We start from the raw sequence: 15,175 nt of genomic DNA on the forward strand, positions 1-15,175 counted from the left end.
TCACCGACCTCACGGTCCGCCCCACGCGGGGGCGCGGCGGTCAGCCGGTGGGGCGGACCGTGAGGTCGGTGAGATGGGTGCCGTGGGGCAGGTCGAGCGCGGTGAGCACGGTGGTGGCCACCGACTCGGCCGTCATCCAGCGCCCGGCGTCGTACTCCTTGCCCTCCTGCTGGTGGACCTTGGCCTGCATGGGGGTGGCGGTGCGGCCGGGGTAGACCGTGGTGACGCGGACGCCGTTGGGCTGTTCCTCGCCGCGCAGCGAGTCGGCGAGGGCCTTGAGGCCGTGCTTGCTCGCGGCGTAGGCGCCCCACTGCGGGTGGGCGTGCAGACCGGCACCGGAGTTGACGAAGACGACGTGGCCGCGGTGGAGCCGGAGCTGCGGGAGGAGCAGCCGGGTCAGCTCCGCGGGGGCGACGAGGTTGACGGCCAGCTGGTGCTGCCAGCTCGCGGGGGTCAGCTCCCCTACGGTGCCGAGGTCGACGACGCCGGCGACGTGCAGCAGGGAGTCGACCCGCTCGGGCAGTTCCTGGTGGCTGAGGGCCCAGGACAGCCGCGAGGGCTCGGCGAGTTCACCGACCAGGGTGCGGGCGCCGGGGAACCGCGCCTCCAGCTCCTTGGCGCGGCCCGCGTCGCGTGCCCACAGCCACAGTTCGTCGCCGCGTTCGGCGAGGCGTTCGGCGACGGCCGCCCCGATGCCCGAGCCGGCTCCCGTGATCACATGAGTTGCCATGCCGCCATGATTCCGTACGGCCCCGTCCGTGGTAGACACGGGTGTGGGAGGCACCATGCGAATCGCCGTCAGTCAGCTGCTCTCCGGCACAGATCCGGAGCGCAATCTCCAGGCCATGGCCGAACAGGCCGTGCGCGCCGCCGACGAGGGCGCGGCGGCGGTCGTCTTTCCCGAGGCCGCGATGGCGCGGTTCGGGATTCCGCTGGGGCCGGTCGCCCAGCCGCTCGACGGACCGTGGGCGGAGGGCGTGCGCGCCGTCGCTGAGCGGACCGGGCTGCTGGTGGTGGCGGGGATGTTCACCCCGGCGCCGGACGGCCGGGTCACCAACACCCTGCTGATCACGGGCCGGGGCGTGGACACCCACTACGACAAGCTGCACCTGTTCGACGCCTTCGGCTTCGCGGAGTCCGAGACGGTCGCCCCCGGCGACCGGGTGGTGACGGAGCCGCTGGACGGCGTGACGGTGGGCTTCGCCACCTGTTACGACGTGCGGTTCCCCGAGTTGTTCCGCCGGCTCGCGGACGACGGGGCCCGGGTGGTGGTGCTGCCGGCGTCCTGGGGCGCCGGACCGGGCAAGGCCGAGCAGTGGGAGGTGCTGGTCCGGGCACGCGCACTCGACAGCACGTGCTGGGTGGTCGCCTGCGGCCAGGCCGACCCGGCGACGGTCGGTGGGAGCCCGGCCGGCCGGGCTCCCACCGGGATCGGGCACAGCATGGTGGTCTCGCCGCTCGGCGAGGTGGTGGGACGGCTCGGGCCCGAGCCGGGGCTGCTGACGGTCGACCTCGACCCGGCCGAAGCGGTCGACCGGGCGCGGGCGGCGGTGCCCGTGCTCACCAACGGCAGGGCGGACGTGCTGGCCTGAGGCGGCCCCGCCGACCGCTGGGACGACCGGCTCAGCCGCCGGTGGAGGTCGCCGCGGGGTGGGGCTCGCGCGAGGTGGCGGCGATGGTGGCGGAGCCGACGACCCGGGTGCCGTCGTAGAGCACCACGGCCTGGCCCGGCGCCACGCCTCGTACCGGCGCGTCGAAGCGGACCACCAGCCCGCCGTCGGCCGTCGGCTCGGCGGCGACGGGGGTCTCGTCGCCGTGCGCCCGCAGCTGGGCGGTGTAGCGGCCCGGCCCGCTCGGCGGGGTGCCGCACCAGCGGGCGCGGATCGCGGTGAGGGCGTGGACGTCGAGCGCTTCGAGCGGTCCGACGGTCACGGTGTTGTCCACCGGCGAGATGTCCAGCACGTACCGGGGCTTGCCGTCGGGCGCGGGGCGGCCGATGCGCAGCCCCTTGCGCTGCCCCACGGTGAAGCCGTGCGCGCCCCGGTGGGTGCCGACGCGCTCGCCGTCCTCGTCGAGGATGTCGCCCTCCGCGGCGCCGAGCCGGGAGGCGAGGAAGCCCTGGGTGTCGCCGTCGGCGATGAAGCAGATGTCGTGGCTGTCGGGCTTCTTGGCGACGGCCAGGCCGCGCCGCTCCGCCTCGGCCCGGATCTCGGTCTTGGTGGTGAGGGTGTCGCCGAGCGGGAACAGGGCGTGGGCGAGCTGGCGCTCGTCGAGGACGCCGAGGACATAGGACTGGTCCTTCGCCTCGTCGGAGGCCCGGTGCAGCTCCCGCGCGCCGTCGGCGCCGGTGGTGATCTGCGCGTAGTGGCCCGTGCAGACCGCGTCGAACCCCAGCGCCAGGGCGCGGTCGAGGAGCGCGGCGAACTTGATCCGCTCGTTGCAGCGCAGGCACGGGTTGGGCGTGCGGCCGGCCTGGTACTCGTTGACGAAGTCGTCGACGACGTCCTCGCGGAACCGCTCGGCGAGGTCCCAGACGTAGAACGGGATACCGATCACGTCGGCGGCCCGGCGGGCGTCACGGGAGTCCTCCAGCGTGCAACACCCCCGCGCGCCGGTACGGAACGACTGGGGGTTGGCGGAGAGCGCCAGGTGCACGCCGGTGACGTCGTGCCCGGCCTCGGCGGCCCGGGCGGCGGCGACGGCGGAGTCCACCCCGCCGGACATCGCGGCGAGGACACGCAGACGGGAAGGGGAAGTCATAACGCACTCCAGGGTACGGGCCCGCGGACGGTGCGTGCGGCGGCCCCGTCGTCCCGCGGCCGCGTCGTCCCCTCGGACCCGTACCGCCCCGCGGCGCCGTACCGCCCCGCGGCGCCCGGTCAGCTGAGGCCGGCGCTGCGGGCGCGCCGGACGGCGGGGCCGATGGCCTCCGCGAGTGTGGCCACCTCCTCGCGGGTGGAGGTGTGGCCCAGGGAGAACCGGAGGGTGCCGCGTGCGAGGTCCGGTTCGGAGCCGGCGGCGAGCAGGACGTGACTGGGCTGGGCGATGCCGGCGGTGCAGGCGGAGCCGGTGGAGCAGGCGATGCCCTGCGCGTCGAGCAGCAGCAGCAGCGAGTCACCCTCGCAGCCGGGGAACGCGAAGTGCGCGTTCCCCGGCAGCCTGCCCGCAGGGTCGGGGTCGCCGTTGAGCACGGCGTCCGGCACGGCCCGCAGCACGGCCGCCACCAGTTCGTCGCGCAACGCCCCGATCTCCCGGGCGAACGCCGGACGGGCGGCGACGGCGCGGTCGGCGGCGACGGCGAACGCGGCGACGGCCGGTACGTCGAGGGTGCCGGATCGCACGTCGCGCTCCTGACCGCCGCCGTGCAGCAGCGGGGTCGGGGTCCACTCGCGGCCCAGCAGCAGCGCGCCGACGCCGTAGGGCCCGCCGATCTTGTGCCCGGACATGGCGAGCGAGGCGAGGCCCGAGGCGCCGAAGTCGACATCGAGCTGGCCGACGGCCTGGACCGCGTCGGCGTGGGTGGGGATGCCGAACTCGGTGGCGACGGAAGCCAGTTCGGCGATCGGCATCACGGTGCCGATCTCGTTGTTGGCCCACATCACGGTGACCAGCGCGACATCGCCCGGGTCGCGTTCGATCGCGGTCCGCAGCGCGTCGGGGTGGACCCGGCCGAGGTGGTCGACGGGCAGCCACTCGACTCGCGCGCCCTCGTGGTCGGCGAGCCACTGGACGACGTCCAGCACCGCGTGGTGTTCGACGGGGCTGGCGAGCACCCGCACGCGCCGCGGGTCGGCGGCGCGGCGTGCCCAGTAGAGGCCCTTGACGGCGAGGTTGTCGGCCTCGGTGCCACCGCCGGTGAGGACCACCTCACTGGGTCTGGCGCCGACGGCTGCCGCCAGCTGCTCGCGGCCCTCCTCCACCGTGCGGCGTGCCCGGCGGCCCGCGGCGTGCAGCGCGGAGGCGTTGCCGGTGAGGGGAAGCTGGGCGGCCATCGCCGCGATGGCCTCGGGGAGCATCGGGGTGGTCGCGGCATGGTCGAAGTACGGCATGGTGGGGCAGATTCTACGAGCCCCACGCCCACCGGTGACGGGCGCCCGGGGCGGAACGGGACCCGGCGTCGCGCCGGGAGGGGAACCGCGCGGCGGCCGATGGCGTTGTTCCGGCCGAGGACCGGAGGAAAGATGAGCACGGAACCGGAGCGCGGCACCGGACCCCGGCACGGCCGGGCCCGGCACAGCAGGGGCGGCGGGCCACCCGGCGGCCCCGGGCGAGGCGCGGGTCGGCGGGACGACGACGGAAGCTCTCCCGCGGGTGAGAACGGGGAGGACGGCCCCGGAACCGGCGGGGACGGGGGCGTCAGCCGCCGCTCGCTGCTGAAGGGCGCCGCGACGCTCGGCGTGGTGGGCGCCGCGGGCGCGATCGGCTACGGCCAGCGGGAGACCCTGGAGAGCTGGTGGTGGCGCTACTCCGGAACCGAGACGCCCCGCGTCGAGGGCGAGGTCGACCACGCGGGTGCCGAGTGGGTCCCCGCCTCGGGAGCCAACCTGCGCCGCGCCAGCAGACCGCGCGACTTCCGGGTGGACCGGGTGGTGATCCACATGCCGGAGGCGACGTACCCGGTGACCCTCAGGGTGTTCCAGGACCCGGCCCACCGGGCGGCCACCCACTACGTGGTGAGGTCGGAGGACGGGCACGTGGCGCAGATGGTGCGGGAGCTGGATGTCGCCTATCACGCGGGCCACCGGGCCTTCAACGAGCGGTCGGTCGGCATCGAGCACGAGGGCTGGGCCGACCGCCCGGAGTTCCTGACCGACACGATGTACGAGTCGTCCGCCCGGCTGGTGGCGGGCATCTGCGCGCGTCACGAGATCCCGGTGGACCGGGAGCACATCGTGGGCCACCGGGAGGTCCCCGACATCGTGCGGATCTGTCCCGGCCCGCACTGGGACTGGGACCGGTACATCGGCATGGTCCGGGAGGCGGCCGCCGAAGCGGCCTGAGCGCCGTCGGCGACGCGCACACGAGGGGCCACCGCACCGCCCCGTGCGGCGGGGCGGCGGCCTGCTGGTACGTTCCCGCCCCATGGACCGCGACGACCCGCCCCACGCCCACGCACTCGCCCACGCCCACGCCCACGCACTCGCCGACGGCACGGCCCCGGCGGCCCCGGGCACCGCACCCGCCGCCGTCGCGCTGCGGGCCGACGGTGTGTACACCGGAAACGCCGGGGTGGACGCGCCGCTGGACCGTGGCTGGCTGATGGGGCACTTCAAGGAGCCCGGCGACCCCCGGCACAGCAGCGCCGTGGAGGTCAAGTGGGGCGTCCACCCCCGGGGCGACCGCCGCGCGCGGTGGGTCCGCGGCGAGGAACGCACCGCGGTGCTGGTGCTGGTCAGCGGGCAATTCCGCGTCGAGCTGCCCGGCCGGGACGTGGTCCTGTCACGGCAGGGCGACTACGTCGTCTGGGGCAGGGGTGTGGACCACTCCTGGTACGCGGAGGAGGAGTCGGTGGTGCTGACGGTGCGCTGGCCCTCGGTGCCCGGGTACGCGGTCCCGGAGGCGGCGCGGGAGCCGCACGAGCCGCGGGCGGCACGTCCCTGAACCGCGCCCGCGCCGCTTCCGCGCTCCCCGCCACGCCCCGGGGCTCCCGGCGGGCCGGTCAGCCGCCGGACTCGGCGACCAGCTCGGCCACGGTCTGCGCCCGCCGGATCACCGTGAACTCCGGCACCCCCTCGGGCCCCACGGTGAAGCCGTGCACCGCGGGGCGCGGCAGGCTGTTGTAGCCGAACGGCGTGGAGGCGTAGTAGGCCCCGGTGTCCAGCAGCGCGGCGTGGTCGCCCGGTTCCAGGGCGGGCAGCTCGCGGTCGCGCGCCACCAGGTCCCCGGCGAAGCAGCAGGGCCCCGCGACGTCCTGACGAACGGGGGCACCGGTGCCCGGCCGACCGTCGGCGTCGTAGGCGGCGACGCGCAGCGGCCAGGACTCCGGGGCGAAGACGGTGCGGGTGGCTACCTGCGCGCCGGCGTGCGTGACGGCGATCCGCCGTCCGCCCGCGCTCTTGGTGTACTCCACCCTGGCGACGATCACGCCGGCCTTCGCCAGCAGGGAGCGCCCGAACTCGGTCACCACCCGGTACCGCCCGTCGAAGAGCCCGGGCACCCGGTCCTTCAGCAGCCGGGCGTACTCGCCGTAGGTCGGGCTGACCTCGTCGGAGTCGAAGTTGACCGGCAGCCCGCCGCCGATGTCGAGGCTGGCGATCTGGCGGCGCCCGCGCGCGGCGAGGGCGGCCTCGTTGATCTCCTCGGCCAGTTCGTAGGTGGCGGCGACGCCCGCGGCCATCTGCTCCAGGGGCATGCCCTGGGAGCCGACGTGGCAGTGGAGCGCGGTGAGCCAGGGGCGGTCGGCATAGGCGCGCAGCACCCACGCCCGGGCGCCGGGGTCCTGGAGCGCCACGCCGAACTTGGAGGTGGCCGTGGCGGTGCTCATGGCGTCGATGCTGCCGGCGCCGAGCTGGGGGTTGATGCGCAGGCCCAGCGCGCCCCGCGGGGTGGTGCCGGCGGTCAGCCGGTCCAGTCGCGTCAGCTCCTGAGAGTTGTCGACGTTCAGCGTGATGCCCAGTTCCAGCGCCTCCCGCAGTTCGGCGGTGGTCTTGGCCGGGGAGTCCAGGACGATGCGGTCGGCGGGCACCCCGGCGGCGCGGGCCAGGGCCAGTTCGCCGGGGCTGGCCACCTCGCAGCCGACGCCGAGGCCGTTGAGCAGCCTCAGCACCGGGACCAGCGATCCCGCCTTGACGGCGAAGGTGTGCAGCGGCGGCCGGTCGGCGGTGCCGGCCTCGCCGAACGCGGTGTGCAGCGCGTGCACGGTGTCGTGGACGGTCCGCAGGTCGAGGAGGGCGACGAGCGGCTGTTCGTCGTCGACCAGGCCCTGACGCACGGCGGCGGCGACGGCCAGGTCGCGGCGGGCACGGAGCCGGACTGCGGGCCCGTCGGGTGCTGGGGTCTCGCTGTTGGGTGCCATCCGGGCAGCCAAACACGCGTGGCGTGCGGCGCGGGGCGTGGGGCCCGGCGATCCGCCCCGTGGGGCCGGGAAACTCATCCCTGCGGGATGAGCCCGCCCGAGGCGCGCGGGGCGCGCGGTATGCAGGGGACGCGGGGTATGCGCGGGGCGCGGGGCGGTGCCGCATGGGGCGGTCGGGCGCGTGGAGCGCGCCGCCCCGCACGCGTCAGAAGAGGTCGCGTCGGCTGCCTGCCCCGAGTTTGCGCAGCACGCCGCGCACATGTGTCTTCACGGTGGGCAGGGCGAGGCCGAGCCGTTCGGCGATCTGGGCGTTGGTGTTGCGCAGCAGGATCAGGCCCAGCACCTCGTGCTCGCGCGGGGTCAGCCGGGCGGAGGGAGGGGACGTCGCCGTGGTGGGCGACTCCCCCGGGTGCTCCCGGGGCACCCACACCCGGCGGCCGGCGTGGGTGTCCCGGATGCTGGTGAGCAGCCGGTCCGGCGCGGTGCGGCGGTGGAGGAAGCCGTCGGCCCCGGCGAGGTAGCTGGCGGAGGCGTCGGCCGCGGAGTCGAAGGCGGTGTAGACCAGCACGGCCGGGGGCCGGGCGGCGCGCTTGATCTCCCGGCACAGGTCGGGTCCGCAGAGTTCGCCCTCCAGCCGCAGGGCGAGTACCACGACGGCGGGGCGCAGGGCGCGGGCGGCCCGGGCGCCGTCGGCGGCGGTCTCGGCTTCGCCGACCACACGCATGTCGGGCTGGGTCTCGATCGCCGCCTTCAGGCCCAGCCGCACGATGGGGTGGTCCTCGANCAGCAGGATGCGCATGCCCGCCCTCCCGTCCGCCGCCGTACCGCCGCCCAGCGTACGGGCACGGGGCGGGCTCCCTCGCCGGGTCGGCGGGCGCGGGGGCGGCCCGGCGGACTCCGGGCTTCAGGGTGTGCCGGAGTCCCTGAGGGCGTCCCTGAGGGCGTCCCGGAGCGGGGCGAAGAGCAGTTCCCAGTTGGCGGGGAGCCGGTCGATCCGGGCGAGCAGGGCGGACCGCGCGACCAGCCGCACGTCCTCGCCCGGGTCCGTGCCGGCCGTCTCCGCCTCACGCAGCCGCTCCAGGCACCCCTCGCCGGCCAGCAGGAGTTCCGCTCCGTCCGGGTCGGGGCGCGGGGTGAGGCGCGGGGTGAGGCGCGGGTCCAGGCGCCGCATCGCCGCGTAGACCGTGGCGGACGGCGCCGCGTGCCCGTGGTCGTCGGCGGCGGCCAGCAGGTAGTGGAGGTGGCCGTTGCCGGCCCGGATGCCCTCGGTCCGCAGCGTCGCGGTGTCGAAGGTGCGGTCCTCGTCGGCGACGGCCAGCCCGGACTCCTCGACGGAGATCCCGACCAGCTCGGCCCAGTATCCGGCGTCGTGCGCCCCGGTGGTCTGGGCGGTGCTGGTTCATGCCGCGCACGGTGTCCAGCGGCACCGACAGCGAGCCGCCCCGTGCGGCAACGGCGACGCCCCGCCCCGGCGTACGGGGCGGGGCGTCGCCGCCGCTGAGGGACCGTCGGGTGGTGCGAGCGGCCTCAGCCGACGTTCTCGGCCTGGAACATCCAGTGGTGCTTCTCCAGGTCACCGGTGATCTGGATGAAGATGTCCTCGGTGACGCTGTCCACCTCGCCGGTGGCTGCCATGTGCTCGCGCATCCGCGCGATGACGGCGGACAGGGCGGCCACCAGGGTGCCTACGGCCTCCGTGTCGCGCTGCCAGCCCTCCGCCGTCGTGGCGATGCCGGTGCCCGAGGTGACGGTGCCGACCCGGCCGTCCGGGGAGATACCGAGCGCGGAGGAGCGCTCGGCGACGATGTCGGAGTACTTGCGTGCGCTGTCCACGACCTCGTCCAGCTGGAGATGGATCGAGCGGAACCGGGGGCCGACCACGTTCCAGTGGGTCTGCTTCGCCACCAGCGAGAGGTCGATCAGGTCGACGAGCGCTCCCTGCAGCGCGTGGCCGACGATCTTGAGGGTCTCGTCCGGCAGAGTGCTTTTCACCGTATACATAGAACGTCCACTTTCCTGCCTGATCGGGGCTTTTCAGCCACGATACCCCCGGCTTCACGGGCGCGCTCGGACAGCGCCGAACAGCCCCCGGGCGGCCCCGCGCCACCCCCCTGGGAGGACGGGAGGCGGGGAGGACGGCAGGCATGCCACGGCGAATGAACCGGCCCGGCACAGGCGGGGTCAGCCCTGACGCGGCGCCCTGGCGAGCTGGCGGGACTGGGCGACCAGCCGGTCGGCGCTGTCCCACACCTCGGCGTCCTCCTCCAGGAAGCCGCCGGCCAGGTTGCGGGTGGCGATGGCGACGCGCAGCGGCCCGGGGGCGGGGCGGGCGCGCACATGGGTGGTGAGTTCGACGGTCGGCACCCAGCCGAGCATCCCCAGGTCGAACGCGGTGGGCGGCATGGCGTCACCGACCAGGAGCAGCGCGAGGGGGTCGGGCTCCCGGCCGTCCGCGAAGGCGAACCAGCCGCGCGTCTCCCCGCGGCCGGAGGGCCGCCCCATCGCCCAGCCGGCGACGGCGGGGTCGAGCCGGGACGCCATCCGGTCGATCATGGAGATGTCCCCGAGAGCACCGTTGCCCGGCGCCTGGTCGAGGCCCACGCACTCCTCGTACGGGGGCAGCTGCGGCGGCTTGGCGCCGGTGCGCACGTCGTCGGGCAGGGCGTCCAGCTCGCCGTAGGTGGCGAGCATCCGGATGCGCTCCACCTCGCTGCCGTCCGGCGCCGCCTGCACGAGCGAGACGGTGCCGGTGGACAGGGTGCGCCCGGCGCGGATCACCGAGGCCCGCACCACGGCGGGGCCGGGCCGGGTCGCGGACAGGTAGTGCGCCGTGGCGGTGAACGGGTCGGGGTGCGGGAGGGTGGCGGCGAGGGCACGGCCGAGGATCGCCTTGAGGTAGCCGCCGTTGACGGCTCCCACGATGGACCAGCCGGCGGAGATCTCCGCGTCGAAGACGCCGGGGGCGCCGGGGGCGCCGGGGGCGCCGGGTACCAGTGCGGTGTCGCGGTCGAACTCGGGGAGGTGGTCCCCCTCGGGGATACGGATAGCCATGCGGCGACAGTACCGCCCCTAAGCTACCGCTCGGTAGCCACGGGGGCGCGTGAGCGCCGGGCGCTCCCGGGCGCCCCGGACGGCTCGGCTACTCCTCCTCCGTGGCAGCGCTGCGCCGCCGCCAGGCACGTGGCGCACGCCAGTTGTAGTGCAGGGCGAGCAGCCGGATGACGAACGCCACCAGTGCCGACGCCGCCATCGTCCAGTTGTTCAGCGCGTCGAAGCGGAGCAGCAGCGCCACCGAGCTGGCGCCGACGACCGCGGGTACCGCGTAGATCTCCCGGTCCCAGCGCAGCAGCGAGGGGATCTCGTTGGCCAGGATGTCGCGCACCACCCCGCCGCCGGCGGCCGTGGCCAGGCCCAGCGCCGCGCTGGCCACCGTCCCCAGCCCGTACTCGTAGGCCTTGACGGTGCCCACCACGCAGAAGAACCCGAGGCCCGCGGCGTCGAAGACCTGCACCGCGCGGTTGATCCTCTCCACTTCGGGATGGAGGAAGACCACCAGCACGGTGGTGACCAGCGGTGTCAGGAAGTATCCGAGCTCGGTGAAGGCGGCCGGAGGCACTGCGCCGATGACCAGGTCCCGGAAGAGCCCGCCACCGAGCCCGGTGGCGAAGGCGAGGACGGCGATCCCGAAGACGTCGAAGTTCTTGCGCACAGCCAGCAGCGCGCCGGAGATGGCGAAGACGAAGATCCCGGCGAGGTCCAGCCAGTGCTGGAGCGAGGGATTGAGCAGTTCCACCCGCGCATTCTCGCCGTCCACCGGCGCGGCGCGCGGTGCGGCCCACGCCCCGCGCGCGCCGGAGATTGCGGAGGGCGCCGGACAAGCGACCGTCAGAACTGACCAAAGCGCCGGCCCACAGCGACCCTCGGCGGCCCTCAGCGCAGCCGGGGGTAGCCGTACCCGTGGCCGGGATGGCCCGTGCCGTCCGGGCTGAGCAGGGGCGGCGGCAACGGGTGGGCGCTGCCGCCGGCACCGGCCGGCGCGTCCCGGTCGTAGAAGGGCCTGGTGCGGGCCCGCAGCCACAGCGCCACCGGGTCGTAGCGGTCGGACATCACGACGGTGCCGACCGCCATGCCCCCCGGGGCTGCGGACACCGAGCGGCGCATCATCAGCCGTACGGCCTCGGTGGCCTGGGGCCCCGGGGTGTCGATGTCGAGCCCGAGGACCAGGTAGGCGTCGCCCGTGGCGGGCTGGACCCAGCCGCGCCACAGGCCGCGCAGGACCCGCGTGCGGCGGGCCTCCTCGACCAGCCGGTGGTAGAACGCGGGCGCGCCGACGCTCGGTTCGGAGATGCGCAGCGGGCCGGCGGGCAGCCGGTCCAGCCCTTCGGCGACGCGGCGCAGGTCGAGCCAGGGAACCCCGAGGCCGCCGCCGTCGGTGTGCGGATCGAGCCAGAGGCCGCAGCGGTCCCGGTAGAGGGCCGAGGCGACCGTGCGGCCGTCGGTGACCTCGTGGTCACGGCCCCAGCCGCTGGCGGCGAGTTCCCGTTCGGAGGTGAAGCAGGGCGCGTAGCCGTAGCCACCGGACTCCATGCCGCCGTAGCGCGCGTCGGCGTCGCCGGCCGCTCCGTGCCACAGCGGCATCCACAGACGGGAGTCTGCGAGCGCGGTGAGCAGTTCCTCGTAGGCCGCGAGGCGGTCGGGACCGGTCACCAGGGACCGCAGCTGGTCGACGCTTCGCCCCGCGCTCATGGTGGGCCGTCCTCCTGGTCGTGTGGCGGGTGGGGCCGGCGGTCCGAGGCCCGGTCCGCACCTCGCTATACAAGCAGTTCGGCGGAGGGCCGGACAGGGCGCGGGCGCGCGGTGGAGCGGCGCGGGGCACGCGAGGGCCCCGCGCCGCTCAGCGGTCCGCCCCGCCGCCCGGGGCGCCGTGGCCCTCGGCGATTCCCCCGGACGTGTCGTACCCGTGGGAGCCGTCGTAGCCGTCGTACCCGTCGTGCGCGGCGGAGGCGCCGTGGCCTCCGTCGTCGTACCGGCCGTCGTCGTAACCGGCGTCGGGGTACGCGCCGGTGTCCTCGCCGTACTGGTCCTCGCGCCGGTGGAACGGGGAGACGCAGCTGCGCAGCCAGTCGATGACCGGGTCCTCCGCCGTGTCCATCAGGACCAGCTGCACCGGCCAGGGGACGGGGTTGATCGCGAGGGCACGGCCCAGCGCCTGCTGGAGCTCGGCGTGGGTGTCCGGGCCGATGCCGTCGAGCTCGACCCCGACGCAGAGCGAGGGCGGCGCGCCCTCCGCGCTGGTGAGGCCCCGGCGGGCCGTGCGCACATATCCGAGGACGGCCAGTTCACCGGCGGCGGAGCCGAGGAAGTCGACGGGTTCCTGCTGCCAGTCCGGTTCGAAGAGCCGCATCCGGGCGCCGCTGGGGCGGCCGGGGACCTGCCGGCCGGGGGTGGCGCGGCACATCTCGGCGACGGCGGGCGGCGGGATCGGCGCACCGATGGTGCCGCCGGGGTTCACCACGATTCCGGCCTGGGGCGGCAGACCCCGTGCGAACTCCTGTCCGGGCGCCACGGCGAACGACAGGTGGGAGCCGGCGGCGGTCCGGAACTCGGCGATGGAGCTGAAGACCGGCACATAGGCGCCGCCGTGGATCTCCAGGGTCGGCAGGTCGAGATCGGCGCTGTCGGGCCCGCCCCCCTCGGGCAACGGGACCCACAGCTGGCTGCGGGCCAGCACCTCGATCAGCCGCGCCCCCGACTCCGGGTTGCCTACGGCGGCCTGGAGGGCCTCCTCCAGCTCGTTGGCCGGCCATGGTCCGCCCGGTCCGGGCCCTGTTCCGCTCATGGACGCAGACCCTAGTGCAGCGCGCGGACACGCCGGCGCCGACCCGGTTCACCGCCGGGGAGCCCCGCGCGGGGGTGCCCCACGCGGCGCCGTCACCGCGCGGGGCCCGCCCCGTGCCGTCCCGCCCCACGAGGACGCCGTCCCGCCCCACGCGGACGCCGGCGGGCTCCGCGCGCGGCGCGCGGGCCCTTCCCGCCCGGCCGGACACCTCGTGCGATGATGGCCCGACAATCACATACCGGCCGTTTGACCGCGCGCGGGAGAGCCCCCGAGACCTCGGGGCGCCGAAGGAGCAAGTCCTCCCTTGAATCTCTCAGGCCGACCTACCGCGCGTGGAAGGCAGATCTGAAAAGCGGGCCGTCTCGTCACGGCCCCACCGACGGTGCAAGCCCGCCCCTCTTCCGACCGGGTGCGGCGAACCTCTCAGGTGCCGATGACAGATGGGGAGGGCGCCACCGCACAGGTGCGTCCGCGCGCCGTCACGTCCACCCACGGGAGCCAGCAGATGACCGTCCCCCCGTCCGCTCCGGACGCCCCCGACGCACCGCGCACCACCGCGCTCGACGCCACGCACCGCGCGCTGGGCGCGCTGATGACCGACTTCGCCGGCTGGGACATGCCGCTGCGGTACGGCAGCGAGCGCGAGGAGCACCAGGCCGTCCGCGGCCGCGCGGGCCTCTTCGACCTCTCCCACATGGGCGAGCTGACGGTCTCGGGCCCCGCGGCCGGTGAGCTGCTGGACTTCGCGCTGGTCGGCCATCTCTCCGCGCTGAAGCCGGGCCGCGCCCGCTACACCATGATCTGCGACGCGGACGGCGGCATCCTCGACGACCTGATCGTCTACCGCCTGGCGGACCAGGAGTTCATGGTCGTCGCCAACGCCTCCAACGCGCAGACGGTGCTGGACGCGCTCCACGAACGGCAGTCCGGGTTCGACGCGGCGGTCCGCGACGACCGCGACGCCTACGCCCTGCTCGCCGTCCAGGGCCCGGCCTCGGCGGGCATCCTCAAGCGGGTGACCGACGCCGACCTCGACGGCCTGAAGTACTACGCCGGCCTGCCGGGCACCGTCGCCGGCGTGGAGGCGCTCATCGCGCGGACCGGCTACACCGGCGAGGACGGCTTCGAGCTGTTCGTCGCCCCCGGGGACGCGGTCCGGCTGTGGGAGGCGCTGACGGAGGCGGGCGCCGCGGACGGCCTGGTGCCGTGCGGGCTGTCGTGCCGCGACACGCTGCGCCTGGAGGCCGGGATGCCGCTGTACGGCCACGAACTGACGCGCGAGACCACCCCGTTCGACGCGGGCCTGGGGCGGGTCGTGAAGTTCGACAAGCCGGGCGACTTCGTCGGCCGCGCCGCGCTGGAGGCGGCGGCCCGCCGCGCCGAGGAGGCGCCGCCGCGCCGGCTGGTCGGCCTGGTCGCCGAGGGCCGGCGTGTCCCGCGTGCCGGGTACGGCGTGCTGGACACGGACGGTGCGGCGATCGGCGAGGTGACCTCGGGCGCCCCCTCCCCCACCCTGGGCAAGCCCATCGCGATGGCCTACGTGGACGCGGAGTTCGCCGCCCCGGGCAGCGCGGCGGAGACCGGCGTCGGCGTCGACATCCGCGGGGCACGGGAGCCCTACGAGGTCGTTGCCCTACCGTTCTACAAGCGGGCACGCTGACCCGGGCCGCGGGGCCGGCGGGCCCTGCCCCGCACCGCCCCACGGCCCGGCCGCCGCGCCTCGTCCCACCTGCCAAGACCGCACAGCCCCGCACCACACCGACCCGGGAGAATCCAGGCCATGAGCAACCCCCAGCAGCTGCGCTACAGCAAGGAGCACGAGTGGCTGTCGCCCGCCACCGACGGTGTCGCGACGGTGGGCATCACCGCGCACGCGGCCGGTGCGCTCGGTGACGTCGTGTACGTCGAGCTCCCCGAGTTGGGCTCCACGGTCACCGCGGGCGAGACCTGTGGCGAGCTGGAGTCGACCAAGTCCGTCAGCGACCTCTACTCGCCGGTGACCGGCGAGATCACCGAGGTCAACCAGGACGCCGTGGACGACCCCTCGCTGGTGAACTCCGCCCCGTTCGAGGGCGGCTGGCTGTTCAAGGTGCGGCTGGACGCCGACGCCGGGGAGCCGGCCGACCTGCTCTCCGCCGACGAGTACGCCGCGTTCACCGGAGCCTGACCGTCGCTCGTGCCGCCGGGTGGGCCGTCGCGCCCGCCCGGCGGCCGGGACCGGCGTTCGCCCGGTGCGACGAGAGCCGGCACACGCCCGGCGCGCACTCCACGGGGCCCCGCCCCGTGTGCGCCGGTCCGCGGACCGGCGCACACGGGGCGGG

The 15,175-nt window shown here is 75.3% G+C and carries 15 protein-coding genes, 1 pseudogene and 2 riboswitches; of the genes and pseudogenes, 5 read left to right on the plus strand and 11 right to left on the minus strand.

Features of this window, described 5'->3' with window-relative positions:
* Window positions 1-40 precede the first annotated feature (40 nt).
* The gene (locus tag E0D90_RS15380) at window positions 41-730 is read right to left on the minus strand and encodes an SDR family oxidoreductase (protein ID WP_103500127.1); all 690 of its coding nucleotides are present in this window, start codon (window positions 728-730) and stop codon (window positions 41-43) included.
* A 55-nt stretch (window positions 731-785) separates the two neighbouring features.
* Here E0D90_RS15380 and E0D90_RS15385 point away from each other — a divergent pair, with 55 nt between their 5' ends.
* Window positions 786-1,592, plus strand: coding sequence for a carbon-nitrogen hydrolase family protein (locus E0D90_RS15385; RefSeq protein ID WP_130798777.1), 807 nt, complete (start codon window positions 786-788; stop codon window positions 1,590-1,592).
* Window positions 1,593-1,623: 31 nt separating this feature from the next.
* Here the strand turns inward: E0D90_RS15385 and mnmA are convergent, their stop codons facing one another.
* A complete protein-coding gene (gene mnmA, locus E0D90_RS15390; RefSeq protein WP_130798779.1) occupies window positions 1,624-2,760 on the minus strand; it encodes a tRNA 2-thiouridine(34) synthase MnmA in 1,137 nt (378 codons plus the stop codon).
* Between the two features lie 119 nt (window positions 2,761-2,879).
* Window positions 2,880-4,049: a cysteine desulfurase family protein gene (locus E0D90_RS15395; RefSeq protein ID WP_103529398.1), complete on the minus strand. Its 1,170-nt coding sequence runs from the start codon at window positions 4,047-4,049 to the stop codon at window positions 2,880-2,882.
* A 132-nt stretch (window positions 4,050-4,181) separates the two neighbouring features.
* Here E0D90_RS15395 and E0D90_RS15400 point away from each other — a divergent pair, with 132 nt between their 5' ends.
* Together E0D90_RS15400 and E0D90_RS15405 are read left to right on the plus strand one after the other, a co-directional pair.
* Window positions 4,182-5,000, plus strand: coding sequence for an N-acetylmuramoyl-L-alanine amidase (locus tag E0D90_RS15400; protein WP_103500123.1), 819 nt, complete (start codon window positions 4,182-4,184; stop codon window positions 4,998-5,000).
* Between the two features lie 193 nt (window positions 5,001-5,193).
* Window positions 5,194-5,601, plus strand: a complete 408-nt coding sequence (locus tag E0D90_RS15405) for a cupin domain-containing protein (protein WP_130798795.1) — start codon at window positions 5,194-5,196, stop codon at window positions 5,599-5,601.
* A gap of 58 nt (window positions 5,602-5,659) precedes the next feature.
* Here the strand turns inward: E0D90_RS15405 and E0D90_RS15410 are convergent, their stop codons facing one another.
* From E0D90_RS15410 to E0D90_RS15445, 8 genes and pseudogenes are all read right to left on the minus strand, one after another.
* On the minus strand, window positions 5,660-7,015 hold the full coding sequence (locus tag E0D90_RS15410) for a type III PLP-dependent enzyme domain-containing protein (protein ID WP_130798781.1): 1,356 nt from the start codon (window positions 7,013-7,015) through the stop codon (window positions 5,660-5,662).
* Window positions 7,016-7,220: 205 nt separating this feature from the next.
* Window positions 7,221-7,814, minus strand: coding sequence for a response regulator (locus E0D90_RS15415; protein ID WP_130798783.1), 594 nt, complete (start codon window positions 7,812-7,814; stop codon window positions 7,221-7,223).
* Window positions 7,815-7,919: 105 nt separating this feature from the next.
* Entirely contained in the window at window positions 7,920-8,186 is a 267-nt protein-coding gene (locus E0D90_RS15420; protein WP_130798785.1) for a hypothetical protein, read from the minus strand.
* 356 nt (window positions 8,187-8,542) lie between these two features.
* A complete protein-coding gene (locus tag E0D90_RS15425) occupies window positions 8,543-9,016 on the minus strand; it encodes a Dps family protein (protein WP_103500120.1) in 474 nt (157 codons plus the stop codon).
* A 180-nt stretch (window positions 9,017-9,196) separates the two neighbouring features.
* On the minus strand, window positions 9,197-10,066 hold the full coding sequence (locus E0D90_RS15430) for a thioesterase family protein (RefSeq protein WP_130798787.1): 870 nt from the start codon (window positions 10,064-10,066) through the stop codon (window positions 9,197-9,199).
* 88 nt (window positions 10,067-10,154) lie between these two features.
* Complete coding sequence (locus E0D90_RS15435) at window positions 10,155-10,808, minus strand: trimeric intracellular cation channel family protein (protein WP_103529403.1); 654 nt, start codon at window positions 10,806-10,808, stop codon at window positions 10,155-10,157.
* Window positions 10,809-10,945: 137 nt separating this feature from the next.
* On the minus strand, window positions 10,946-11,761 hold the full coding sequence (locus E0D90_RS15440) for an enhanced serine sensitivity protein SseB C-terminal domain-containing protein (protein ID WP_130798789.1): 816 nt from the start codon (window positions 11,759-11,761) through the stop codon (window positions 10,946-10,948).
* A 337-nt stretch (window positions 11,762-12,098) separates the two neighbouring features.
* A pseudogene (locus tag E0D90_RS15445) lies at window positions 12,099-12,854 on the minus strand (enhanced serine sensitivity protein SseB); the annotation flags it as partial.
* 247 nt (window positions 12,855-13,101) lie between these two features.
* A riboswitch (glycine riboswitch) is annotated at window positions 13,102-13,193 on the plus strand.
* Window position 13,194: 1 nt separating this feature from the next.
* A riboswitch (glycine riboswitch) is annotated at window positions 13,195-13,304 on the plus strand.
* Between the two features lie 55 nt (window positions 13,305-13,359).
* On the opposite strand from E0D90_RS15445, the gene gcvT reads away from it, so the two are divergent.
* Window positions 13,360-14,514, plus strand: a complete 1,155-nt coding sequence (gene gcvT / locus E0D90_RS15450; RefSeq protein ID WP_130798791.1) for a glycine cleavage system aminomethyltransferase GcvT — start codon at window positions 13,360-13,362, stop codon at window positions 14,512-14,514.
* Window positions 14,515-14,634: 120 nt separating this feature from the next.
* Window positions 14,635-15,021 (plus strand): glycine cleavage system protein GcvH, encoded by a 387-nt coding sequence (gene gcvH / locus E0D90_RS15455; RefSeq protein WP_130798793.1) that lies wholly within the window; start codon window positions 14,635-14,637, stop codon window positions 15,019-15,021.
* Window positions 15,022-15,175 lie beyond the last annotated feature (154 nt).

Source organism: Streptomyces otsuchiensis (genome assembly GCF_004305975.1).
Taxonomy (GTDB): domain Bacteria; phylum Actinomycetota; class Actinomycetes; order Streptomycetales; family Streptomycetaceae; genus Streptomyces; species Streptomyces otsuchiensis.